Origin of the sequence: Lactobacillus intestinalis (assembly GCF_024397795.1) — a bacterium.
GTDB lineage: Bacteria > Bacillota > Bacilli > Lactobacillales > Lactobacillaceae > Lactobacillus > Lactobacillus intestinalis.
Window position 1 is genome coordinate 212,870 of record NZ_CP072985.1, and the last position, 22,027, is coordinate 234,896.

Genomic DNA, 22,027 nt, shown 5'->3' on the forward strand with positions numbered 1-22,027 from the left:
AATGAAAGCATGGAAAATTAGTGGAGGTATTGTCTTACTTTTATATGTAGTTATTAGTGTATTTATTTGTATTAGAAAAGTTGATGGAGCAGGTGTAGTACAGACGCTAGAAATGAGAAATATTACTTTAATTATCTGGGGGGTATTTGGATTAATCATTTTAATAGGTTATCTAATTTGGCTGGCAATTTTAAAGCATAGTAAAAAGTAGGGAATAATATGTACTCAAATCTATTATCAATCGCAACAGCTATTAATCCGCGTGAACTAGGTGGATTAACAGGTTTTAATAATCGCAAAATAAAAATGCATCGGCTTCTTAGAACCGGTGATCTTAGTAAGATGTCGCAAGAAGACAAGCAATTTCTAAAGAATTACGGCGTTGTTAAAGTTATTGATCTACGTTCAAAATCAGAAAGCACTTCTCATCCTGATCCTCAAATCGACGGCATTCAAAATATTTCTATACCACTTTCCAGCGAAGAAGGAACATTAGGTGGAGAAAGTAATTTAACTCAAGAAGCAAAGTTATATAATGAGAATCCGCATGCTGCATTTAAAATGATGTGTGATCATTATAGAGATCATGTTGTTGCGGCACATGATCAAGAAACTGTTCGTCAAGTATTGAAAATATTGTCTGAAACTAAAGAAGGAACGATTCTTTTCCATTGTACTGAAGGAAAAGACCGGACTGGCTTTGTTGCTTTGTTTATTTTGTATACTTTAGGCGTTGATCTTGAAACGATTCGTCAAGACTACTTGGTGTCTAATTCGGTTCTGTCTTCTTACCGAGCAGAACGTGATAAAAAGTTTGAAAATGCAGGCGAAAACCTTACCTTTAGGAGCAATATGCGAATCTTGAGCTCTGCTTCTGATTCTTTTTTTGATACGATATTACTTACAATCGAAGAGCAGTATCAAAACATGGATGCATATTTGAGAAATGTGTTGGATGTGACACCTGAATTAAGAGATCGTTTACGTGAGCTTTATTTAGAGGAAAAGTAAGTTTTAGAAAAACATTTTTATAAAGTAATATATGATTTTCGATCATAGTTTTTAACTTAACAGTCATTAGACAGAAGCGACCTTACAAAAGGAGGAAGAGGAATGGAATTAGAAGTGCATATGCTTGTCCCTTATTTATTGGCCACCGTATATTTTGTTTTTCAAGATTGGTTTCAAAATATCGCTTTAAAATGGTATGGTATCGCAATAGTTGCGATTGTGACTATTTGTTGGATATTTAGTATACGAGTCCATCTTAATATAATTCAGATTAGTGCAGAGCTGGTTCAAATAATATTAGCTTACTTTTTATTAACAAGAAAATTCAGTAAATTAACTACTTTTGGATTAATTATGATAATCGGTGTTGTAACTACAGTGGCTATTTTTTATTAATTTTTGGAAAAACAAATTAAAGATAAAAATAAACTATGATATAATTTCTATGTAAATAATGCGAACATATGTGCGAAAAAATAAAAAGAAAGGGGATAAATATGCTAACAATTTATGATTTAAAGAATAATGTAATGCTTAAACAACCAGATTTCTTTAAGTTGGTCGAAGGATATGACTCTTTTAAGGGAGTTAGTTTTGTTGGAAGTTTTAAAATAATAGAGAAAGAGCTTTTGCCACGCTTTAAACAGATTGATCTAATTTTAGGGATGGAAGATCAGAAAACTGGTAAGAATTTAGATCAATTATTAAATGTCTCTAATAAAGTAAAACAGCTATTGTCTTTAAGTCGAGATTCGGACTTTTTAGATCGAATTGAAAATCAAACTTTAAATTTAAGATTCACTAAGGATGAACTTTTTCATAGTAAATATTTTATTATTGAAAATGATACTAATTTTATTATCTTCAATGGTTCAATGAATCTTACTAAAAAAGCTTTAAAACAGAATCATGAAATGCTTTGGATGTATGAAGGTAAGAAAAATGATCTACAGGATTTAAAAATCTATGAAGAGCATCAAAAGCTTTTTAAGAAAAATTTCGAAGAAGATAGTGTTGAATACTTAGATAGAAAAATTATCAATAATCTATATGGTAAAACTAAAAAGCAAATTACTGCAATTATTGCAGATGAAGTAGTAGATAAAGTCCAACAAAATATTGTTGAAGTAAATCCGGAGGATATTGTAAAGATTACTAAGGATGCGGCTAGAAAAGAAGAAACTTATGAGCTCCATCCTGAGACTGTTCAAAAAGTAGCTAAGCAACTTTTTACGGAAAAGGGTAATAAACGAAGAAATGAAGAAAAGGTCCGTGAAGAAGTTAAAAAAATTGTCTATCAAGACTTTAGTGATGCATCTCAAAACCGTGTAATAAAAGCTAGCACTCTATATCCTAAACCAGTTTGGGCTTATAAAGATAATAATATTATTGTTGAAGATACAAACACTAATTTATTTCATTCGCTTGAAGTTAATTCGGACATAGTTAGTGAGGATGATGTTCGTACTTTTGTTAGAATTATTGAAAGCTTTAAATTGAATAAGGTAAAAGATGAAAGTCACCAGGCACTTTCTGCATTTATTTATCTGATGACTGCTCCAATGATTTGGAAAATTCGTGAAATTTATCGTAAATCTAATTTTTCAAAAAGTGCTGATCAGATTCCTCTTTCGATGGTGTTAATTGGACGAGGCACTACTGGGAAAACGTTGTTGGTGCGAGATTATTTTAAAAAATTTACTGGAGACAAGTCTCATAGTTTGCAATACACTGAAATTAATGATGGTAATGGTGCTAGAACTGATAAAGCAGTTAGATTTTTAGACAATTATTTGCATTCTCAACGTTTTATTTCTCCGATGATTGTCGATGAATTGAATAGTAATTTTTTACATAGTAAAGTGGCTCTTAATGCGATTAAGCAATGGTCTAATACTATTAAAGGAATTCATAATGTTAATATCTTTGCGATGAACCATAATGCAGGTAGTAAAGAAATTAACAATCTTGAAGAAATTACCAAGCGTGTATATTACTTATCCTTTGAAGCTCCATGGCTTCCATCAAATCAACAAGAAATTAACTATAATATGTTAATTAATGATAATAATGACCGTATTTATCGCTATGTAGTTTCTGAACTCAATAAGCGTTTAGTACATCTTACAGGTGAAGAAGAGGCAAATCTAATCGAAGATTATTTGAGCTTAACGAAAGAAATCTTAGGAAATCTTTTGAAGAAATATGGCTATTATGATCGCCTAAAGAATATTTTAGGAGCTAACTACGATTATAAAATTGATCGCAACCGTATTACATGGAAAATGTTAATTCTTGATGATCATTATGAACATATTGCGTTTACTGATGGAGATGATAAGTATTTCCATGTTTCAAAAGCAATTTTTAATGATTTTAAAGCCAATGGATATGAGAATATTAATCAAACTCTAGATAATTACTTTAATATGTTCCCACGAGAAGGCGGTATTGCAATTGAGCAATACGGTAATGGAATGCGTCTTGATATTGACAAGTTTGATAAGTTCATTGGTGAGCCATTAATTAGAAAGCACTATGAACGAATACATAAAGATGAAAAGCAGCAAGATACTGTGACAGCTTTAATTAAAGCTCAAGTTGAACAGAACAAGATAATAGTTGAAAAGTTAACTGAGCAAAAAGAGCAAGAAAATAAGAAAAAAGGTTTTATTTCTCGTCTATTTAATCGTTAGCAATTATGCTGAACCTAAGTTATAAACTATAATTAACTTGAGGTGAAGAAAATGGAGACTACAATTAAACGTGATGGTCTAAACTTACATGGTTTACTTGAGGGAACCGAGAAGGTTGAAAATGATACGATTGCTATTTTAATGCATGGTTTTAAAGGTGATTTGGGTTATGATGACAGTAAGATTTTGTATGCTCTCTCTCACTACTTAAATGATCAAGGCCTTCCAACAATTCGGTTTGACTTTGATGGGTGCGGAAAAAGTGATGGTAAATTTGAAGATATGACTGTCTACAGCGAAATCCTAGATGGAATAAAAATATTGGATTATGTTCGTAATACTGTTAAGGCAAAACATATCTATTTAGTGGGACACTCGCAAGGTGGAGTAGTAGCGTCAATGCTGGCTGGATATTATCGAGATGTTATTGAAAAATTGGCTTTACTCGCTCCTGCAGCAACTCTTAAATCTGATGCTTTAGATGGAGTTTGTCAGGGCAGTACTTATGATCCAATGCATATCCCTGAAACTGTCAATGTTGGTGGTTTTGAAGTGGGCGGAGCTTACTTTAGAACTGCTCAATTATTACCGATTTATCAAACAGCAGAACATTATAATAGGGAAGTTTTATTGATTCATGGCTTAGCAGATAAAGTTGTGTCACCTAATGCCTCAAGAAAATTCCATACACTTTTGCCTAAAAGTGAGCTCCATTTAATTCCAGATGAGGGTCATATGTTTAACGGAAAAAATAGACCTGAAGTATTAAAATTAGTTAGTGAGTTTTTAATAAAATAAAAGTATATTATTACGATAAGCAGAGATTAGTTAGTGGATCTCTGCTTATTTTTTATGAATATTTTTTATGATTTTGCTCTTGAAATATTAAATAAGCTTAAGTAAAATTTAATATAATTTAACAATTAAGAAAAGAGGAGCACCATATATGAAACATATTGCATTTGTTTTACATCGTTTTTCAACTGGAAATAAGAAAATTGAATTAGTTTTACCAGAAGTCTGGCAAGCCGCTTCTCTGTTTGATCAACTTCAAAAGAATTTTGTTGAATTTTCTAAATATTTAGAGTGGATTGAAAAAATTAAGTCTGCTAAAGATGAAGCTGCATCAATTAAAATGTTTCAAGAAAAGATGGTTGCTGGGGAGGCATTCAATTTAGTTATCTTAGTTGATGGTGTCCCTAGTGGAATGATTGATTTGCACGAATTGAATCAAAGATCAGGTGAAGTAGGTTATTGGCTTTCTGGGGATGCGCAGCATTTAGGAATTATGACCAAATCGGTTGAGTTTTTAGTAGAGTATGCTTTTAAACAGCTGAATTTAGAATTTTTAATTTTACGAACGGCTCAGGATAATTTAGCTAGTCAACATGTGGCCCAGCGTGCAGGATTTCAGTATGTGAAAGATGATAAAAATAATCATAAAGTCTTTGTATTAAAGAACGAGTAAAATCAGGAGGAACAGGTATGGAATTTAAGAAGATAACAAACAAAAATTTATGGGATGTTGTCAATCTTCAAGTTAAAGCAAATCAAAAGACATATGTTGCGACTAATACAGTTAGTTTATTAGAAGCTTATGCTACCCAGAATGAAAATGAACGAGTTGAAACTTTTGCTGTGTATGAAAAAGATATATTAGTTGGTTTTATTATGATTAACTTTAATGTATTCAATTGGGACGGAGCACCAAAAGTAGCTCGTAATAATTATTGTATCTGGCGATTTATGATTGACCAAAGATATCAAGGAAAAGGATTGGGCAAAAAAGCACTAAATAAACTTATTGATTATATAAGAGCAAAGCCTCTAAGCGAAGGTAAAAAAATATATTTGTCCTATGTACCTGGAAACGAATGGGCGGAGAAATTATACAAAGAAGCTGGGTTTGTTCCGAACGGAGAAAAAGATGAGGAAGAAATTGTGTTAGTACTCGATTTAGGTGGTGAAAATAATGACAGATAAACTTGTTGATTGGGCTATTCGTCTTCAAAGCTTAGCGCAAGCTGGATTAACATATGGAAAAGATAATTTTGACCTTGAGCGTTATCAAGAAATCCGCGATATTTCGGCTGAAATGGTGGCTGAGAAGGCAGGTTTGTCAATTGAGAAGGTAAAAAATCTATTTTGTAATGAAGTAGGCTATCAAACTCCTAAGATAGGAACTCGGGCAGCTATTTTTAAAGATAGTAAAATGTTGCTGGTTCAAGAAAGTGATGGCTTATGGTCAATTCCAGGTGGTTGGTGTGAGGTAAATCTATCAGTTAAAGAGAATGTGATTAAAGAAATCAAGGAAGAGGCTGGCATTGATATTACAGTTGAAAAATTAATTGCAATTCATGATAGTAATAAGCACTATAAAGGGATGTATCCTTATGGAATTAGCACAGTATTTTTCTTATGTAAGCCGGTTGGTGGAAGCTTTAAAGAAAACGATGAAACTATTGCAAGTGGTTATTTTGCGTTGGATAATTTACCCGAGTTGAGTGAAGATAAGGGATCACGTGAACAGGTAGAAATGTGCTTTAAGGCATATCATGATCCATATTGGCAAGCGGAGTTTGAATAGGAATAAGTTTATGTAGCAGTAAAAAAATAAAGAGGATTGATGATTATGAAATCAAAAAGTGTAAGCTTTAAAATTGCAGTTTTATTTTTAACTTTTACGGCAGTGTTTACACTATTCCGATCATCAATGTCAGGAATATTTTCATTATTCTATGCTAAAAATGGTATCCCGAATGCTAATATTAGTTCAATAAAATCCTTTCAAAATATTGGTATCATGCTGGGGTTGCTACCAGCTGGATATTTAGCAGATAGAATTGGAAGATTAAAAGTTCTAGCTTTATCTTCCATAGTTATTGCAAGTAGTTTTTTAATCCTAATTCTATTTAGAAACTTTTTATTCTTTTCTTTAGCAGAACTCTTATATGGAATTGGACTTGCACTTAATTCTGGAACACTCATTGCCTATATAACTGACTTGCAAGAGCAAAATCATCTTTCTCCGAATAGCAAATTAATGGGGATGCAAGTTATCATCCTAAATTTAACCACCTTAATAGGTGGAAATATTGGTACCGGGCTCTTTGCAATTACAGATACTGCACCAGTTTGGTTTGCATTGATTGGCTTAGGATTATATCCTGCGTTTATTTTTTTCATGATACAGTTTTTATCTTTTTCGGATAATAAGGCATCACATAAGCGGAAAAATAATATTAAAAATATTGCTAGTTTCTTTAAAAAAAGAAATTTCTGGATATTGTTGTTGCTGAATATTGGATATGATTGTGGAACGCAATTTATTCTAATATATTGGTCGATTATCTACGTTAAAAAATTAGGCTTTAATTTATCTCTTGTCTATACCTTGTTTATGTGTGCACTTATTTTAGGGTCGCTTATATTTAATAGGATATCAACATTTGCTAGTTCAAGAAGTATTACGATATTAAATACAGTGTGCATGATTTTGGTGTTTGTTCTGAGTGGAATTATAGAAAATAAATATTTGTTGTTGCCCCTTTTTCTATTAATTGAATTACTAATGGGGATGATGTCAGGACAGATTTTTGCTACTAGTAATGAAGCAATTTATGGAGAAAGCAACAAATCTACTATGCTTTCGACAGTTTCATTTATTACTGAAATTTTAGTCAGTCTTTCTCTATTTGTAAGTAACGCAATTATGAAGTGGGCTGGAAATTTAAAAGTGATGTTTTTTGTATCAGCAGCTTACTTTAGCATTGTTTTATTAATAATTCCGTTGATAAAGCAGAAGAAAGAGTTAAGTGCAAAATAAAAAAAGACGATCAGTCATAATCGAGTGATCGTTGTCTCTTAATATGTATATTTAAATTTTGGATGGAGCATGTTTATCTAAAATTTTATGATCTCCTGTTGTAACTAAAGTTAAAATTAATTCATTATGATTTAACGAATATACAACAATCCATTGGTCGTAGGTAGAATTGTTAAAGTTACCAATGCGAGAAGGATGAAATTCGTTATAACCTTCTCATTTTCCCTTTAATTGATGGTGCTTCATTTTCTTTAACTTTGAGGTGTCATTTTCTAAAATAGCCTTTAGGCAGATACTAATTAATTCAACTGGATAATTTTTTCTCTTTAATTTCTTTAATTCTTTTTTATAGGTCGGAGATATATAAATTCTAATATTTTTCATAAACGATCCATCCAATTATCTAGATCGTCTAAAGTGCCAATTTTTTCAATATTTCCAGTTTCTACTTCTTTTTTTGCTTTTAAAGCTTCAGGTGAATCTAGAAAATTAATGAGTTCTATATCATCATCTGCTGCTTTTCCAACAGCAAATCTTAAAAATTCAGAAAGAGTAATTCCTCGTGTTGCTAAATTTCTTATTGCTTTTTCTTTTACATTTTTAGAAACACGAGTTGAAGCAGTGCTATTACGAGTAACCATATTATCCATAAAAACATCTCCTTTCATGGAATACCATTGTATTACGCAATGCTTAAATTGACAACAAATGAAAGAGGTGAGATAAGAATGTCTAAATTAATTATCATTAGAGGTAATTCCGGTAGTGGTAAGACCACTCTGGCGAAAGAAATTCATCAACGGCTGCCGCGTAATACTTTACTGATTTCACAAGATACAGTTAGACGAGATATACTCCGCGTTAAAGATGGAAAAAACACTTTAGGATTACCATTATTTGAGGATTTACTTCATTATGGTTATCAAAATTGTGATTATGTGATCCTTGAAGGCATTTTGAATGCGGAATGGTATGAGCCTTTGTTTAGACAAGCAGAGGAGCTATTTGGTAAGGAAATTTTTGCATATTATTTTGATATTTCTTTTGAGGAAACCCTAATACGCCATAAGCAGCGTCATATTAGTTCTTTTGGAGAAAAGCAAATGCGTTCGTGGTGGAAAGAAAAAGATTATATCAATTTTATTTCTGAAACTAAGTTTTCTAGCCAAACAACTTTAAGGCAAGAAATTGAAATGATTATGAAGGATATTGGCTATGTCAACAATCATTAATCAATTAAATAGGCGGTTGAAATCTGACTTGCACGAAATTAATCATGAATCACTTAACAGCACTTTTGTTGGCTATAGTAATTTATATCGGCAATCGATTTTTGTAAAACAATTTGCAAAAGAGCAAGGTTATTACACTGAAAAGATGGTTACAAATCAGTTAAATGATCGAGTTTTAGGCGGTTTTCCGCTTAATAATACGTTTGTTTTAGTGTTAAAAGATTGCTCACCAAAAGATATAGGAGAAAAGATTGATTCGAATCTAGTTTTTGAGATGGGACAAGTATTAGGAGAATATCATTTAAAGGTGAAACCATTTATAAGAATTAAGCTTGTTAATGGGCAGTTTGATGATTACGTGGCTGAAATAGATTCTTTTAAAGAAAGTTCATACAAAAGAAGATTGAAGAAACTTACTAGTAAATTTTTACCTTATGAAAATGAAATTAAGTTAGAATTATCTCAACATTCAAAATTTGTCTTGCATGGTGATGTGGGCATCAGAAACTATAAATATGTTGATAGTAAGCTAGCACTTATTGACTTTGAAAAAGCACGTTTAGGGCCAGTATATCAAGATTTTATAAAATTGTTTTACCAAGATTTTGATTTGAATGAAGAATTGATTCAATCATTTCTGGCGGGATATTCAAGTAAGAATCCTAATTATCACTTATCTGACTTAACAAAACAATATTTGATTTTTACTACTGCAGTGGGCATTTTTAACTATACTGAAAAAATTGAGGATCTGGCTTTCAGACATATTGGAGAGACAATGTTAGACACGATTGAGAAGAAATAGATGGAACAAGATTACATTAAAAACTTGCGTAAAAAGGTAGACCATGAACCACTAATTTTAAATTTTGCTGGTGGAGTTTTAGTCAACGATCAAGATGAAATCTTGTTGCAGAAAAGGTCGGATTTTAAGTCATGGGGTCTGCCAGGTGGAGCAATGGAATTTGGAGAATCTGCTCAAGAGACATGTGTGCGTGAATTTTTAGAAGAAACAGGATTGAAAGTGAAAGTTAAATCTTTGCTAGGAATTTCGACAGATTTTATCCAGCATTATCCTAATGGGGATGTAGCCCAAGCTGTCGTGATTGAATTCTTGGTAGAGCTAGTAGGTAAAACGAATAAGAAACCGGATTTAGAAACATTGGAATTGAAATATTTTTCTAAAGATAATTTACCGGATATTTTTAATAAGCAGCACTTAAATTTTATTGAGCATTACTATAAACGAGATTATCCATTTTTTGAATAGGAGTATGTATGAAAGAAGAGCGATGTATTTTACAAATAGATAAAGATACAAAAGCTGTTATTGAACCCGATTATGAAAAACAATCTTTTAAATTTCATTCTAAATTATTATTTGCTTTTGTTCCTAAAGAAGATATTGATAATTTTTTAGAACAAGTTCCCCATAAAGTGTTAGGCTCGTATGATACCATTTCCTTTCAACCAGATATTTATGAAATTGAAAGGAACGGAGAATACTTTACTTTATGCCAAGCTCCTTTAGGAGCACCAGCAGCCACACAATTACTTGATTGGTTAATTGCATACGGGGTTAAAAAAGTTTTAGCATTTGGAAATGCCGGTGCGCTTGTAGATTTACCGGAAAATGAGATGTTTATTCCGACTAAGGCAATTAGAGATGAAGGAACTTCTTTCCATTATTTAGAAGATAGTCTAACGGTCGATTTGAACACCAAATTTTTAAGTCAAGTAAAAAAGGCAATAACTGAGCTAGACTACAAATATAATGAAGTGACGACATGGACAACAGATGCCTTTTTCAGAGAAACACCGAAAAAAGTGAAGCAATTTCGTGACTTAGGAGCCTCTGTAGTAGAGATGGAATGTTCAGCACTAGCAGCTTGTGCACAATTTAGAAAAATCAAATTTGCGCAAATTTTGTTTACAGCTGATACTTTAGCTAATGAAGAGGACTATGATCCACGTGATGGTGGAACCGATTCACATCGGCGTGGATTAGAAATTTGCTTTGAGATATTACAAAAATTGTAGGAGGAGTAGGTATGAAAGAAAAGACAGGACAACCATTTATTTTAGATTTTGATGGGAATCATCATGCCGTGCTTGAACCAGATTTTGAAGACTTACCATTTCACTTTCATCCGAAGTTACTTTACGCCTTTGTTCCTAAAGAAGAAATTGATTCTTTTTTAGATCAACATCCTCATCGCACTCTAGGAAGTTTCCGTACTATTTCGTTTAGACCTAAAATTTATGAGGTCAAAATTGAAAACGAATATTTCACTTTATGCCAAGCTCCATTAGGAGCGCCTGCGGCCACAAAGTTACTTGATTGGTTAATTAACTATGGAGTTAAACAAATTTTAGCGGTTGGAAATGCTGGTACATTAAATGATTTGCCCGAAAATACAATGCTTGTACCTACAAAAGCAATTCGAGGAGAGGGAACTTCATTTTATTACTTAAAACCTAGTCAGTTTGTAAAACTAGAACCTGCATACTTGTCTCAAGTTGAAAGAGCAATTTCAGAATTAGGCTATAAATACAATGAAATCATCACCTGGACGACTGATGGTTTTTTCAGAGAAACGCCAAAGAAAGTTGCTCAATTTCGTCAATTAGGAGCCGATACTGTTGAAATGGAGTGTGCGGCTTTAGCAGCGTGTGCACAATTTAGAAAAGTAGATTTTGCGCAAATTTTGTTTACTGGAGATTCATTGGCAAAAATGGAAAACTACGAGCGCCGTGGTTGGGGACGTAAGTCATATGGAATTGGATTAGAAGTGGGTAGTCAAGTGTTAAATAAATTGAACAATTTTAAATAGAAATTCAATCTGTAAGACTTTAAAGAAGTAGGAGAAGCTTATGAAAGAACAACCATTTATTTTAGATTTTGACCCAAACCATCATGCAGTAATTGAACCAGATCATGATCAAGAACCATTTCATTTTCACTCACGCTTGCTTTATGCCTTTGTTCCTCAGAATGAAATTGATGCATTTTTAGATCAGCATCTTCACCGCACTATAGGTGAATTTGAGTCAGTTTCTTTTAGTCCAAAGATTTATGAAGTTGAATTAAATGGTAAATACTTTACTTTATGTCAAGCACCGCTTGGAGGACCTGCTTCTGTCCAATTACTTGATTGGTTGATTAGTTATGGCGTGAATCAAGTTTTAACTGTTGGTAATGCGGGCACGCTAACTGATTTACCTGAAAATGAGATGTTACTAGTCAAACGTGCAATTCGTGATGAAGGAACCTCTTTTCATTATATGGAGCCAGGTCAATTTATTGATTTAAATCAGGATTTCTTAAAACGGGTAGAAGATGCATTAGCTACTTTAAATCTTAAGTATGATGAAATTACTACTTGGACAACTGATGGCTTCTTCAGAGAAACGCCCAAGAAAGTCGCACATTTTCGTCAGTTAGGAGCTGCAACTGTTGAAATGGAATGTGCGTCGTTAGCAGCTTGTGCGCAATTCAGAAAAGTGGATTTCGCTCAAATTTTATTTACTGCTGATACTTTGGCTGATATAGAAAACTATGATGAACGCGACTGGGGGTATGAATCTCATAGTGCGGGGTTAGAGATTGGATCTAAAGTTTTAACGAAATTAGGTAAAAATGAATAAACAATTGAAACAATTTTGGCAAGATTTTTGCCAAAGCCATAACTTAGAATATGATACTCCGGTAGAAGCATGGGCTTTTGGTGCAACGCCGCAGCAAGCAGACGAATTAGCTGAGTTGGTAAATCGAGGCATAAAAACTGCTACTACATCTGCCTATGAACTTTATGATAAAAATGAAAAAATACCTCAAGTAGGTGAGTGGAGTATTGTTTTGAATAGTAAAGAAGAACCTATTTGTGTTATTCAAGATAAGGTAGTGGAAATTATACCTTATGGTTTAATTTCTAAAGAGCACGCCTACCACGAAGGTGAGGGTGATCGCAGTTATGAATATTGGCGTAGGGTTCACGATGACTATTTTAGGCATGAATATCAAGAAGCAGGTAAAGCCTTTTATCCTCAAGCACCAATGGTATGTGAAGTTTTTGAAAAGGTAGAGTAAAAAACATACCTTACTTATATAGTTTATAATCTAATCGGCTTTTCTCACACATCTTGCATAGATGTGATTGAGGGAAGAAGCCGTTTTTTATTTTTAGCTAAGTAATTGGCATAAAAAGTCATTGTCGCCTTTTTATTAGAAATCTTGACAAGGATGCGATCGACTGTATCTTCTTGCCATCCAGGTTTGAACTAAGTAATGATAATATGAGTAAGATTGATGATGTGGATAAAAATGATAGTCAATTTTTGACTATTACGATCCTCAAACCATTGCACCAAATCATCGAATTGAAAGATATTGGCAAACGAAAAGAAGTTAAAAGAGGCTAAAAAATCCTCAGCTGATTAAAAATCAACTGAGGAATAAAAACTTTATGTGTTTCTACTGTCTACTTGACGGGGAATGTATCAATAATACTGCTTAACGTCTTTTTCTATTTATTCCATTCAGCCAAATCTACAGTTTGCTGCATTAAGGTTGCAATAGTCATTGGACCCACGCCACCAGGAACTGGAGTGATGTTTTCAGCTACTTCTTTAACATCATCAAAATCTACATCCCCAACTAAATGATGATTTGCCATCCGATTAATTCCTACATCAATCACAGTTGCACCGGGCTTAACCTGATCTTTTTTAATTAAGTTAGGTTTGCCAGCAGCTACAACTAAAATATCAGCATGTTTAGTGTAATAATCGATATTATCCGTATGTAAGCTTACCATTGTTACTGTCGCATTTTCATTGATGAGAAGCGATTGAAGAGGACGACTTACTAAAATGCTGCGTCCAATGATTGTTACGTTTTTGCCTTCAATTTTATCTAAATAAGAGTGAAGCAAAGTCATAATTCCCCGTGAAGTACAAGAAACAGGATAGTGTCCATTTTCATTGTTATAAAGTTTACCAACATTTTTAGAATTAAAACCATCCACATCTTTTTCAGGAGCAATTGCTTCAATAAGTTCAGTTTGATTGAGATGCTTAGGTAAAGGAAGCTGAATTAAAATTGCGTGAATAGTTGGATCGTCATTATAGTGATGAATTGCTTGTAAAACTTCAGCTTGACTCACATCTTTTGGGAATTTTCTCAAGATAGATTTCATTCCCAACTTTTCTGCAGTTCTATGTTTATTTCGAGTGTAAATAACGCTAGCAGGATTATCTCCGATTAAAATTACTACAATTCCTGGAATAATACCCACAGATTTTAGCTTTTCTACTCGTTCTTTAGTTTTAGCATTTAATTCTTTAGCAATTTTACGACCATCAATAATGTTTGTCATTAACAAAGCGCCTCTTTCATCAAAAAAGGTGTTGCCAATTAGCAACACTTTTTGGACTTTAGTGAATTGGATATTTATCGGTTAAAGCTCTAACATCTTCAGCTACCTCTTTAATAGCAAGTTCATTATCAGCATTAGTAAGAGCTTTAATAATTAAATCTGCAACTGTACGAGCATCGTCTTCTTTAAAACCACGAGAAGTTATTGCAGGTGAGCCAATTCGTAAGCCGGATGTGATAAAGGGACTACGCTGATCATTAGGGATGCTTTCTTTATTGGTTGTGATATTTACACTATCGAGCAAATTTTGTGCATCTTTTCCAGTTAAACCTGTTTTAGTAATATCCAAAATCATTAGGTGGTTATCAGTTCCACCAGATACAACGCGGATAGTTTCAGATTTATTGAACTCAGCTGCCATGGCTTTGGCATTCTTGATTACTTGATCAGTCCAAATTTTAAATTGAGGTTGTAGATCTTCATAAAATGCTTGCGCCTTTGCGGCAATAACCTGTTCTAAGGGACCACCTTGAGTTCCAGGGAAGAGGGCAGAGTTGATCTTCTTTGCAATTTCAGAATTATTAGTCAGAATCATTCCTCCGCGAGGCCCGCGTAAAGTTTTGTGTGTAGTAGTAGTTACTACATCAGCTACAGGGACTGGATTTGGATGATCACCAGTCGCCACCAGGCCAGCAATATGAGCCATATCTACCATCAAATAAGCTTCGACAGCATCCGCAATTTCTCTAAATTTATCCCAATCGATGATTCGGCTATAGGCAGAAGCACCAGCAACGATGATTTGAGGTTGAATTTCTTTAGCATCAGCCATAATTTGATCATAATCAAGCTCTTCAGTTTCTGGATTTAAACCATAAGAAAATGATTGATAATTTTTACCAGAAAAATTGACCTTGGAACCGTGTGTTAAGTGACCACCGGCGTCCATGCCCATTCCTAAAATTTTATCACCAGGCTTTAAAAGTGCTTGATAAACTGCCATATTAGCTTGTGAGCCAGAGTGAGGTTGAACATTAGCAAACTTTGCATCAAACAATTCTTTAGCATAATCAATTGCTCTTTGTTCAACTTCATCGATATATTGGCATCCACCATAGTAACGTTTTCCGGGATAGCCTTCAGCGTATTTGTTGGTGAGAACACTTCCTTGTGCTTCTCGAACAGCATCAGAAACGATATTTTCAGATGCAATTAGTTCGATAGTGTGCTGTTGACGATCTTCTTCTTTTTTGATGGATTTCCAGAGTTCTGGGTCTTTAGCTGCATATTCCATTAATGAGATCAGCTCCTTCATGCATAAACGATAGTTATTATTCTATGTTACTATGTGGGAAAATGTTATGTCAACGGCGTCATTTTTAGCTATAGTAAAAATCATTAGTAATTAGTGTAGTCAATTACATTATTTTTTCATAGTTATAAGTAGAGGTAGAGAATCATAAAATATTATTTTATATATAATTTAGAACGCCTTCTTCATCATTAGTGTCAGTTATATGGCTAGCTACTATTAATAGTGGAGGAGATGAATTTTTCATAGCAACTCTATATCCCACTTCTTGAATCATTTCCAAGTCATTACCACCATCCCCAAAAGCACACATTTCACTAAGCTTAATATTTAAAATTTTACCTAGTTCTCTTAATCCATTAGCTTTATGCATACCAATTTGAATAATATCGAGATCTCCATGTCCACTACTTGTTACATCACTATAATTACCTAATTTATCTTTAAAGAGTTTGATATAGTACTCAGTTTTATCGTCAGGGCATTGTATAGAGAACTTGAGAATCTTGTCGTGAATTGAATCTAGAGTTTGTATTTTTTCAAATGATGATAATAATGATTTGAAAATTTAAAATATTCTTCAGGCATTTATTAAGAGCATAAGCAGCATTTTTACCACATACTAAAAAATTTATTTCTTTTTGTTTTATCAAAAAGCTTTCAATATGTTTAACCGCATCTTCTGAAAATGAATGAACTACATAAACTTTTTTAGGATTACGGATCAAAGCACCGTTTTCTGTAATATAATCAATATCATTATATTCTGTAAAATAATCTTTAAGTTGGAAATATTGATTTCTACTTGCTACCACAAAATGAATACCTTTTTCGTCTAATTTAGAATGAATTTTGTGAAAACGTGCCGTCCATGTCAACTGCAATTAATTTAATCATAAAAGTTCCCCTATAAAACTATATTCATAAAGTAAATTATATCATAAAAGCGCTATTTATAATTAGAGAATAATATAATATAGATCTTTAAATGCAAAATGCCAAGCCTTAAAGGCCTGGCATTTTTTGTAAGTATATAATTCGTTTCGTGGATAGCTTAATCTTTTTTAATTACCCCTACTTGCTTGATCTTTGATAAAACTTTATCTCCGTGAGGTGATTTGTTGTAAAGGGGTTCGGTTAAATCATTACCAGCTTCGTATCCATGGTGTTCACCATTTTTCCAATGAGAGTTATTAGTGACATCATAGACTTTCCCATTGACTGCGATATAAGCAGGATTGCCATTTTTACCGTTGTACTTTTTTAATTCTTCAAGAGTAAATTCTTGCATAATGATTTCCTTTCTTTGTTAATAGCCTAATTTGATAGTAACACGCTTAGTTAATTTATTAAAAGATAAGCACTTATAAAAAATATGCTATTTATAAGCGTTTATCTATTACATTATTAAAAAATAAAGTTACAATAATTATGTAATCATTTTCATCATTAACAATATAGGTGATAAATTATGCGAAATAAATTATTTGGTCTTATTTATATGTCTTCCTATAAAATTCAGTTAAATATTGTGAATTTGAAGGATTTGACAATCATTGAAAAAATTGATTCTCCCTCTTTTGCACAGGCGGATTCTAAAAGTGAAGTTTTTGAAAATGACATGGAAAAAATCTGCATAGCAATTGATGGTTTCAAGCAAAAACTTAAAGAGTACAGAATTGAAGATTTTAAGTTTTACGCTAATCAACAATTAATTGATGACTTATCGGCGAGTTATATTGCCGATCAAATTAAAGTTCGAACTGGACTACAAGTTGAATGGTTAAGCGGGAGTCAAATTGTCTACGCTAAAGTATTAAGTGGAATTAAAAGTTTTTCTAAAGTTCAACGTGGGAAAACTGAGACAATTCCTATTTATTTATTAAGTTTAGGATCAGCAATGATCAATCTGTCTTATTTTGAAAATCATAAATTTGCTTCAACTTGGAGTTTACCTTTAGGACCACGTGAGATTCAAGAAATTAATGAAATTACTACTACCACTCCAAATAATCCGATCGATGTGATCAAAGATTACATTGGAGCAAAGATTGGTCATTTAACTCGGCAAATTAAACCTAGTGCTAACGCAGCGATTATGATTCAACATGCAGATAGTTTAAGTAATAAGTATCTTCATGAAAATGACACAGTCACTAGAATAACTTCGAAAGAATTCGATCAATTTTATAAAAACACAGTTAATATGCCGGCATCATATATGATGCAAGAATATCAACTAGAGCCGGCAGTTGCAGAACATACTTTGCCGAATTTAATTGCAATTCGCAAGTTTATTAAGTTGCTCAAGCCTGATGAAATTTATATTACAGATATGTCTGTAATTACTGGGTTATTGATGCAAGAAGCAAAAAAGCACACCAATAAAGAAATTTATAGTGATGATATTATTACAACTTTTGCTAAAAATATGGCTAATCGCTATCTAGTAGATGAAAATCATGCAAAAGAAGTTGAAAGATTTGCTCTTCATATTTTTGATCGTTTACGTCATGTTCATATGTTAAATGAAAAGGATCGGAAGTTGCTTACCTTAGCAGCGATTGTTGATGATGTGGGAAATTTTATCAATCAATCTAGTCGCTATGAGGAATCTGCAGAAATTCTTAATGCGAATAAGTTGATAGGCTTGTCAGAGAAAGAAAATGAGATTGTGAAGGAGATATGTCGCTATCAAACAATTGATGAGGGACCTGGAAAACCTGATATTGGTGGCCATCATTATCGTAATTTGGATTCTCACATTCAATTACAAGTCGCAAAACTGTCAGCTATTTTAAGAATTGCAATAGCGCTTGATGCATCTCATAAGCAAAAAATCAAGCAAATAGTAGTTTCACTAAAAGAAGATAATCAATTAATTATTCACGCCAAGACTAATGCGGATATTACTCTTGAGCGGTGGTCATTTAATAAACGTGCAAAATTATTTGAAGAAGTTTTTGGTATTAAAGTTAGTCTAAAACAAGAAGGAATGAACAGATAATGAGTGATAAGCTTTTAAAGCTTGAAAAGCAAGAAACAAAAAAGTATAGAAAGCCTGAATATTACATTAACCGTGAACTTAGTTGGATGGACTTCAATGATCGTGTATTAGAAGAAGCCCGTAATAAGGATAATCCGCTTTTAGATAGAGTTAACTTTTTGGGAATTACTCAAAGTAATGTCGATGAGTTCTTCATGGTTAGAGTTGCTTCATTACATAAATTAGTTGCTGCAGGAATCACTTCAACCGATGCTTCTGGAATGACACCACAAAAGCAATTGGATGAGATCAATAAGAAAGAACACAAGGAAGTTGAGAAGAGATATTCAACTTACTCACGCTCACTTTTGCCATTATTAGAAAGTAATAATATTTACATCAAAAATGTAGAAGATTTAAATGAACATCAATACGAATTCATTAGACGTTACTTTTATGATGAACTCTATCCTGTACTTACCCCAATGGCTGACGATACTAACCGTCCATTTCCATTCATTGCAAATGATTCCTTAAATATTGCCGTTCGCTTGAAAGATACTGAAAATGGCAATCATGATTATGCCACAGTGCGAGTACCTAACATTTTTAAACGTTTAGTTAAATTGCCTGATGCCGAAAATAGCTTCGTTTTGCTAGAAAACATTATCAAAGAATTTATTTGGCAACTTTTTGATGGCTACGAAGTTAAAGAAGCTGCTACTTTTAGAGCTACTAGAGATATGGACTTAGATGTAGCAGAACGAGATACTTCAGACTTTTTGAGAAGTGTTCAGACTCAATTGAAAGATCGTGAACATGGTAAGGTGGTCCGTCTTGAAATTGATAAAAACATGGGGGATAAACTTCGGCGGCGTCTCTTTAAAAAATTGAAAGTCAGTGAGAATGAGGTCTATGAAATTAATGGACCGATCGATTTGACTTTCTTAAAGAAAATGTTAGGAGCCGTTCAAGGACATGATGATTTACGCTACAAGCCATTTAAAGGATATGTAGATCCTGATTTGGAATTATCCAGTGATATCTTTGCCAATATTAGGAAACGTGATTATTTAGTTCAACACCCTTATGATTCTTTCGATACAGTTCTTAACTTTATCAAAAAAGCTGCTCATGATGATAAGGTTTTAGCTATTAAAATGACGCTTTATCGTGTATCAGGGAATTCTCCAATTATTAAGTATTTAGGCCAAGCAGCCCAAGCTGGAAAACAAGTAACTGTTTTGGTAGAAGTAAAGGCCCGTTTTGATGAACAAAATAATGTCCACTGGGCTAGAACTTTAGAGCAAATGGGATGTCACGTAATTTATGGTTTAAAGGGATTAAAGACCCATACTAAGATTACTTGTGTAATTAGACGAGACGAAGATGGAATTCGTCGTTATTTGCACCTAGGTACGGGAAATTATAATGATGTGACTGCTCATTTCTATACCGATATGGGGCTCTTTACTTGTCGCCGTGATCTAGGAGTAGACGCTACTAATTTGTTTAATATGTTGTCAGGTTATTCAAAACCACCATATTTCAGACAATTAAGAATTTCTCCAGAGCATATTCGTGAATTTATCAACGAAAAGGTAGATAATGAAATTGCAATTGCCAAGGCTGGACGTCATGCTGAAATTCATATGAAGATGAATTCTTTATCCGATCCAGAAATTATTGCTAAGCTTTATCAAGCTTCTCATGCTGGTGTAAAAATTCACTTAATAGTCCGTGGTATTTGTTGTTTGAGAACCGATATTCCGGGAATCAGCGATAATATCGAAGTTCACTCAATTGTGGGACGTTTACTTGAACATAGTCGAATCTATTATTTCTATAATGATGGAAATGATGAGATTTATCTTTCAAGTGCAGATATGATGAAACGAAACTTGAACAGAAGAGTTGAAACACTATTTCCAGTTTTACAACCGGACTTAAAACAGCGTGCCATTGATATTTACAACAAGATGTGGGAGGACAATGTAAAGGGCAGAATTTTGCATAATGATACTTACACAATGATTGATAGACGAGGAAAAGAAGCCGTCAACTGTCAGGAATTTTTTATTGAGCAAGCTCAAGAAAAGAATGAAGAATTAAAGCAAAGACGCAAGGCTAACGCAAGAAAAATTGAAACTTTTGAAGTTATCAGAAGACAGGATAATGATTTGAAACTCGATGAAAAGAAGGATAATAATGGATAAGAGTTTTATTTTAAAAAAGTTCAAAATTGATAAGCTTTGTATAAAGATTGATAAAAACCAGTTAATCAAAAAAGGGGAAAAACGTGCTCAACAAATCCCTATTGATAAGATTACGGAATATCATCCTGTAAAACGTAACGCGGTAAAAATGATTTGCGCTCAAGAATCTCACATGATCCCTCAGCTTCTTCCTCTTAGACATAAGAGAATGATGCAAAACTATTTTTCATTTTTGCGCGGAACTGTTGAAGTGATGGTCTATGATTTTCTTCATACGGGAAAGCAAACTAATATTCCAGTAATGATTTGTGGGGATGCTCACCTTAATAATTTTGGCTTTTTTGCTTCACCTGAAAGAGATCTTTTATTTGGCTTAAATGACTTTGATGAAGCTCGAGTTGGTAATTGGGAATTTGATTTAAAGCGCTTGATGGTAAGTGCCGATCTAGCTGGTGAAATTAATGGCTATAGTAAGCATGATGTACATAAAATCTTGAAAAAGACAGCTAAGTCTTATAAAAAAGGGATTAAGCATGCCAACAGCTTACAAGTGCTTAAGCGTTATTACCGTTCCTACAATATTAAAGAACTACTTGAATTTGCTAAAAGTGACAAGCAAATGAGAAAGATTTTGAAGAAAATCGCTAAAAAGGCTCCTCATCACAATTCTAATCAGGTAGTAAAAAAGCACACCGAAATGGTGAACGGGGAATTAAGATTTAAAGTTGATCCACCTAGGGCTAAAAAGTTGAATTCTCAAGAGTATAAGAAGATTCTTGACGCATTTAATCAATATCGTAAAAATGTTTCACCAGCCATTCGAGTGCTTTTGAGCAACTTTAAAGTAATTGATATTATTCGCTACAGTGTTGGCGTGGGCAGCTTTGGTACCCGTTGTTACTTAGTTCTTTTGAAAGGAAAAGATGGCAGTAACTTGGTTTTGCAAATTAAAGAAGCCGTTCCATGTAAATATGAGCTCCTTAGCATGACTGTTGATGAAGCTAAAGCTCAAGAAGCAGCCGAAGGTAAGCGTGTCATTACTGGTCAAGAAATTTTACAAACTTTCTTTGATCCATTCTTAGGTTACACTAAAACTAGCGATCGTTGCTTCTATGTTCGTCAATTTAGAGATATGAAAGATTCAATTGATTTAACTAAGCTTGATAAAAAGAGCTTTGGTGCTTATACTCGGCTATGTGCCGTTGTTTTGGCAGCAGCCCATTATCAAAGTCCAACTGCCCCAATGATTTATGGCTATATCAAGAAGAGTAAGAAATTCTCTAAGAAAATGACCAACTGGGCAGAGGCCTATAGTGAGCAAGTACGTCAAGACTATAAAGCATTTAAAAAATATTTACACCATGCCTGAT

General features: G+C 33.3%; 27 protein-coding genes. 20 read left to right on the forward strand and 7 right to left on the reverse strand.

The window, feature by feature from the left end; all coding sequences use genetic code 11:
* The first annotated feature begins 1 nt into the window (after position 1).
* The 9 genes from KBW87_RS09085 (at position 2) to KBW87_RS09125 (ending at position 7,533) form a co-directional block, all read left to right on the forward strand.
* Positions 2 to 211 (forward strand): DUF3923 family protein, encoded by a 210-nt coding sequence (locus tag KBW87_RS09085; RefSeq protein WP_057811398.1) that lies wholly within the window; start codon positions 2 to 4, stop codon positions 209 to 211.
* Between the two features lie 8 nt (positions 212 to 219).
* Positions 220 to 1,011 carry a tyrosine-protein phosphatase gene (locus KBW87_RS09090; protein ID WP_057811396.1) on the forward strand — a complete coding sequence of 264 codons (792 nt, stop codon included), beginning with the start codon at positions 220 to 222 and terminating at the stop codon, positions 1,009 to 1,011.
* A 102-nt stretch (positions 1,012 to 1,113) separates the two neighbouring features.
* Positions 1,114 to 1,407, forward strand: a complete 294-nt coding sequence (locus KBW87_RS09095; protein ID WP_057811394.1) for a hypothetical protein — start codon at positions 1,114 to 1,116, stop codon at positions 1,405 to 1,407.
* Positions 1,408 to 1,508: 101 nt separating this feature from the next.
* Positions 1,509 to 3,707, forward strand: coding sequence for a phospholipase D family protein (locus KBW87_RS09100; protein WP_057811392.1), 2,199 nt, complete (start codon positions 1,509 to 1,511; stop codon positions 3,705 to 3,707).
* Between the two features lie 51 nt (positions 3,708 to 3,758).
* On the forward strand, positions 3,759 to 4,505 hold the full coding sequence (locus tag KBW87_RS09105) for an alpha/beta hydrolase family protein (protein WP_057811390.1): 747 nt from the start codon (positions 3,759 to 3,761) through the stop codon (positions 4,503 to 4,505).
* Positions 4,506 to 4,653: 148 nt separating this feature from the next.
* Entirely contained in the window at positions 4,654 to 5,175 is a 522-nt protein-coding gene (locus KBW87_RS09110) for a GNAT family N-acetyltransferase (RefSeq protein ID WP_057811389.1), read from the forward strand.
* Between the two features lie 17 nt (positions 5,176 to 5,192).
* Entirely contained in the window at positions 5,193 to 5,690 is a 498-nt protein-coding gene (locus KBW87_RS09115) for a GNAT family N-acetyltransferase (RefSeq protein WP_057811386.1), read from the forward strand.
* Positions 5,680 to 6,294 (forward strand): NUDIX hydrolase N-terminal domain-containing protein, encoded by a 615-nt coding sequence (locus KBW87_RS09120; RefSeq protein WP_057811384.1) that lies wholly within the window; start codon positions 5,680 to 5,682, stop codon positions 6,292 to 6,294. The genes KBW87_RS09115 and KBW87_RS09120 overlap by 11 nt, the downstream gene beginning before the upstream one ends.
* A 45-nt stretch (positions 6,295 to 6,339) precedes the next feature.
* Complete coding sequence (locus tag KBW87_RS09125; RefSeq protein WP_236695283.1) at positions 6,340 to 7,533, forward strand: MFS transporter; 1,194 nt, start codon at positions 6,340 to 6,342, stop codon at positions 7,531 to 7,533.
* 216 nt (positions 7,534 to 7,749) lie between these two features.
* On the opposite strand, the gene KBW87_RS09130 is transcribed toward KBW87_RS09125, so the two are convergent.
* Both KBW87_RS09130 and KBW87_RS09135 read right to left on the reverse strand, forming a co-directional pair.
* A complete protein-coding gene (locus tag KBW87_RS09130) occupies positions 7,750 to 7,917 on the reverse strand; it encodes a hypothetical protein (RefSeq protein WP_236695282.1) in 168 nt (55 codons plus the stop codon).
* A complete protein-coding gene (locus tag KBW87_RS09135) occupies positions 7,914 to 8,183 on the reverse strand; it encodes a hypothetical protein (protein ID WP_057811379.1) in 270 nt (89 codons plus the stop codon). Before KBW87_RS09135 ends, KBW87_RS09130 begins: the two co-directional genes overlap by 4 nt.
* Positions 8,184 to 8,261: 78 nt before the next feature.
* Between KBW87_RS09135 and KBW87_RS09140 the strand changes: the two genes are divergently transcribed.
* The 8 genes from KBW87_RS09140 (at position 8,262) to KBW87_RS09175 (ending at position 13,187) form a co-directional block, all read left to right on the forward strand.
* Complete coding sequence (locus tag KBW87_RS09140) at positions 8,262 to 8,765, forward strand: kinase (protein ID WP_057811377.1); 504 nt, start codon at positions 8,262 to 8,264, stop codon at positions 8,763 to 8,765.
* Positions 8,749 to 9,570, forward strand: coding sequence for a phosphotransferase (locus tag KBW87_RS09145; RefSeq protein WP_057811375.1), 822 nt, complete (start codon positions 8,749 to 8,751; stop codon positions 9,568 to 9,570). The genes KBW87_RS09140 and KBW87_RS09145 overlap by 17 nt, the downstream gene beginning before the upstream one ends.
* Complete coding sequence (locus KBW87_RS09150; protein ID WP_057811372.1) at positions 9,571 to 10,035, forward strand: NUDIX hydrolase; 465 nt, start codon at positions 9,571 to 9,573, stop codon at positions 10,033 to 10,035.
* Between the two features lie 8 nt (positions 10,036 to 10,043).
* Positions 10,044 to 10,805: a nucleoside phosphorylase gene (locus tag KBW87_RS09155; protein ID WP_057811370.1), complete on the forward strand. Its 762-nt coding sequence runs from the start codon at positions 10,044 to 10,046 to the stop codon at positions 10,803 to 10,805.
* An 11-nt stretch (positions 10,806 to 10,816) separates the two neighbouring features.
* Positions 10,817 to 11,599 carry a nucleoside phosphorylase gene (locus KBW87_RS09160; protein WP_057811368.1) on the forward strand — a complete coding sequence of 261 codons (783 nt, stop codon included), beginning with the start codon at positions 10,817 to 10,819 and terminating at the stop codon, positions 11,597 to 11,599.
* A 40-nt stretch (positions 11,600 to 11,639) separates the two neighbouring features.
* Positions 11,640 to 12,413 carry a nucleoside phosphorylase gene (locus tag KBW87_RS09165; protein WP_057811365.1) on the forward strand — a complete coding sequence of 258 codons (774 nt, stop codon included), beginning with the start codon at positions 11,640 to 11,642 and terminating at the stop codon, positions 12,411 to 12,413.
* Positions 12,406 to 12,855, forward strand: a complete 450-nt coding sequence (locus KBW87_RS09170) for an ASCH domain-containing protein (RefSeq protein ID WP_057811363.1) — start codon at positions 12,406 to 12,408, stop codon at positions 12,853 to 12,855. Before KBW87_RS09165 ends, KBW87_RS09170 begins: the two co-directional genes overlap by 8 nt.
* 206 nt (positions 12,856 to 13,061) lie before the next feature.
* A complete protein-coding gene (locus KBW87_RS09175; protein WP_255807345.1) occupies positions 13,062 to 13,187 on the forward strand; it encodes a hypothetical protein in 126 nt (41 codons plus the stop codon).
* Positions 13,188 to 13,291: 104 nt separating this feature from the next.
* Here the strand turns inward: KBW87_RS09175 and KBW87_RS09180 are convergent, their stop codons facing one another.
* The 5 genes from KBW87_RS09180 to KBW87_RS09200 form a co-directional block, all read right to left on the reverse strand.
* Positions 13,292 to 14,143, reverse strand: coding sequence for a tetrahydrofolate dehydrogenase/cyclohydrolase catalytic domain-containing protein (locus tag KBW87_RS09180; protein ID WP_057811361.1), 852 nt, complete (start codon positions 14,141 to 14,143; stop codon positions 13,292 to 13,294).
* Positions 14,144 to 14,201: 58 nt separating this feature from the next.
* Entirely contained in the window at positions 14,202 to 15,437 is a 1,236-nt protein-coding gene (gene glyA / locus KBW87_RS09185; RefSeq protein ID WP_057811359.1) for a serine hydroxymethyltransferase, read from the reverse strand.
* Positions 15,438 to 15,615: 178 nt separating this feature from the next.
* Positions 15,616 to 16,023 (reverse strand): HAD hydrolase family protein, encoded by a 408-nt coding sequence (locus tag KBW87_RS09190; protein ID WP_369424472.1) that lies wholly within the window; start codon positions 16,021 to 16,023, stop codon positions 15,616 to 15,618.
* Positions 15,995 to 16,270, reverse strand: a complete 276-nt coding sequence (locus KBW87_RS09195; protein ID WP_255807347.1) for an HAD hydrolase family protein — start codon at positions 16,268 to 16,270, stop codon at positions 15,995 to 15,997. The genes KBW87_RS09190 and KBW87_RS09195 overlap by 29 nt, the downstream gene beginning before the upstream one ends.
* 239 nt (positions 16,271 to 16,509) lie before the next feature.
* Positions 16,510 to 16,746: a cytochrome b5 domain-containing protein gene (locus KBW87_RS09200; RefSeq protein ID WP_057811357.1), complete on the reverse strand. Its 237-nt coding sequence runs from the start codon at positions 16,744 to 16,746 to the stop codon at positions 16,510 to 16,512.
* Positions 16,747 to 16,926: 180 nt separating this feature from the next.
* Here KBW87_RS09200 and KBW87_RS09205 point away from each other — a divergent pair, with 180 nt between their 5' ends.
* Genes KBW87_RS09205 through KBW87_RS09215 form a run of 3 tightly spaced genes read left to right on the forward strand, consistent with a single transcriptional unit; the run spans position 16,927 to position 22,026 of the window.
* Positions 16,927 to 18,462 carry a Ppx/GppA phosphatase family protein gene (locus KBW87_RS09205; protein ID WP_057811355.1) on the forward strand — a complete coding sequence of 512 codons (1,536 nt, stop codon included), beginning with the start codon at positions 16,927 to 16,929 and terminating at the stop codon, positions 18,460 to 18,462.
* Entirely contained in the window at positions 18,462 to 20,657 is a 2,196-nt protein-coding gene (locus KBW87_RS09210) for an RNA degradosome polyphosphate kinase (protein WP_057811353.1), read from the forward strand. The genes KBW87_RS09205 and KBW87_RS09210 overlap by 1 nt, the downstream gene beginning before the upstream one ends.
* On the forward strand, positions 20,650 to 22,026 hold the full coding sequence (locus KBW87_RS09215) for a DUF2252 domain-containing protein (protein ID WP_057811352.1): 1,377 nt from the start codon (positions 20,650 to 20,652) through the stop codon (positions 22,024 to 22,026). Before KBW87_RS09210 ends, KBW87_RS09215 begins: the two co-directional genes overlap by 8 nt.
* Position 22,027 lies beyond the last annotated feature (1 nt).

Excerpts from the sequence above, each read along its gene's own strand:
- KBW87_RS09085 (WP_057811398.1), top strand. The coding sequence starts at position 2 with ATGAAAGCATGGAAAATTAGTGGAGGTATTGTCTTACTTTTATATGTA.
- KBW87_RS09090 (WP_057811396.1), top strand. The coding sequence starts at position 220 with ATGTACTCAAATCTATTATCAATCGCAACAGCTATTAATCCGCGTGAA.
- KBW87_RS09095 (WP_057811394.1), top strand. The coding sequence starts at position 1,114 with ATGGAATTAGAAGTGCATATGCTTGTCCCTTATTTATTGGCCACCGTA.
- KBW87_RS09100 (WP_057811392.1), top strand. The coding sequence starts at position 1,509 with ATGCTAACAATTTATGATTTAAAGAATAATGTAATGCTTAAACAACCA.
- KBW87_RS09105 (WP_057811390.1), top strand. The coding sequence starts at position 3,759 with ATGGAGACTACAATTAAACGTGATGGTCTAAACTTACATGGTTTACTT.
- KBW87_RS09110 (WP_057811389.1), top strand. The coding sequence starts at position 4,654 with ATGAAACATATTGCATTTGTTTTACATCGTTTTTCAACTGGAAATAAG.
- KBW87_RS09115 (WP_057811386.1), top strand. The coding sequence starts at position 5,193 with ATGGAATTTAAGAAGATAACAAACAAAAATTTATGGGATGTTGTCAAT.
- KBW87_RS09120 (WP_057811384.1), top strand. The coding sequence starts at position 5,680 with ATGACAGATAAACTTGTTGATTGGGCTATTCGTCTTCAAAGCTTAGCG.
- KBW87_RS09125 (WP_236695283.1), top strand. The coding sequence starts at position 6,340 with ATGAAATCAAAAAGTGTAAGCTTTAAAATTGCAGTTTTATTTTTAACT.
- KBW87_RS09130 (WP_236695282.1), bottom strand. The coding sequence starts at position 7,917 with ATGAAAAATATTAGAATTTATATATCTCCGACCTATAAAAAAGAATTA.
- KBW87_RS09135 (WP_057811379.1), bottom strand. The coding sequence starts at position 8,183 with ATGGATAATATGGTTACTCGTAATAGCACTGCTTCAACTCGTGTTTCT.
- KBW87_RS09140 (WP_057811377.1), top strand. The coding sequence starts at position 8,262 with ATGTCTAAATTAATTATCATTAGAGGTAATTCCGGTAGTGGTAAGACC.
- KBW87_RS09145 (WP_057811375.1), top strand. The coding sequence starts at position 8,749 with ATGTCAACAATCATTAATCAATTAAATAGGCGGTTGAAATCTGACTTG.
- KBW87_RS09150 (WP_057811372.1), top strand. The coding sequence starts at position 9,571 with ATGGAACAAGATTACATTAAAAACTTGCGTAAAAAGGTAGACCATGAA.
- KBW87_RS09155 (WP_057811370.1), top strand. The coding sequence starts at position 10,044 with ATGAAAGAAGAGCGATGTATTTTACAAATAGATAAAGATACAAAAGCT.
- KBW87_RS09160 (WP_057811368.1), top strand. The coding sequence starts at position 10,817 with ATGAAAGAAAAGACAGGACAACCATTTATTTTAGATTTTGATGGGAAT.
- KBW87_RS09165 (WP_057811365.1), top strand. The coding sequence starts at position 11,640 with ATGAAAGAACAACCATTTATTTTAGATTTTGACCCAAACCATCATGCA.
- KBW87_RS09170 (WP_057811363.1), top strand. The coding sequence starts at position 12,406 with ATGAATAAACAATTGAAACAATTTTGGCAAGATTTTTGCCAAAGCCAT.
- KBW87_RS09175 (WP_255807345.1), top strand. The coding sequence starts at position 13,062 with ATGAGTAAGATTGATGATGTGGATAAAAATGATAGTCAATTTTTGACT.
- KBW87_RS09180 (WP_057811361.1), bottom strand. The coding sequence starts at position 14,143 with ATGACAAACATTATTGATGGTCGTAAAATTGCTAAAGAATTAAATGCT.
- glyA (WP_057811359.1), bottom strand. The coding sequence starts at position 15,437 with ATGGAATATGCAGCTAAAGACCCAGAACTCTGGAAATCCATCAAAAAA.
- KBW87_RS09200 (WP_057811357.1), bottom strand. The coding sequence starts at position 16,746 with ATGCAAGAATTTACTCTTGAAGAATTAAAAAAGTACAACGGTAAAAAT.
- KBW87_RS09205 (WP_057811355.1), top strand. The coding sequence starts at position 16,927 with ATGCGAAATAAATTATTTGGTCTTATTTATATGTCTTCCTATAAAATT.
- KBW87_RS09210 (WP_057811353.1), top strand. The coding sequence starts at position 18,462 with ATGAGTGATAAGCTTTTAAAGCTTGAAAAGCAAGAAACAAAAAAGTAT.
- KBW87_RS09215 (WP_057811352.1), top strand. The coding sequence starts at position 20,650 with ATGGATAAGAGTTTTATTTTAAAAAAGTTCAAAATTGATAAGCTTTGT.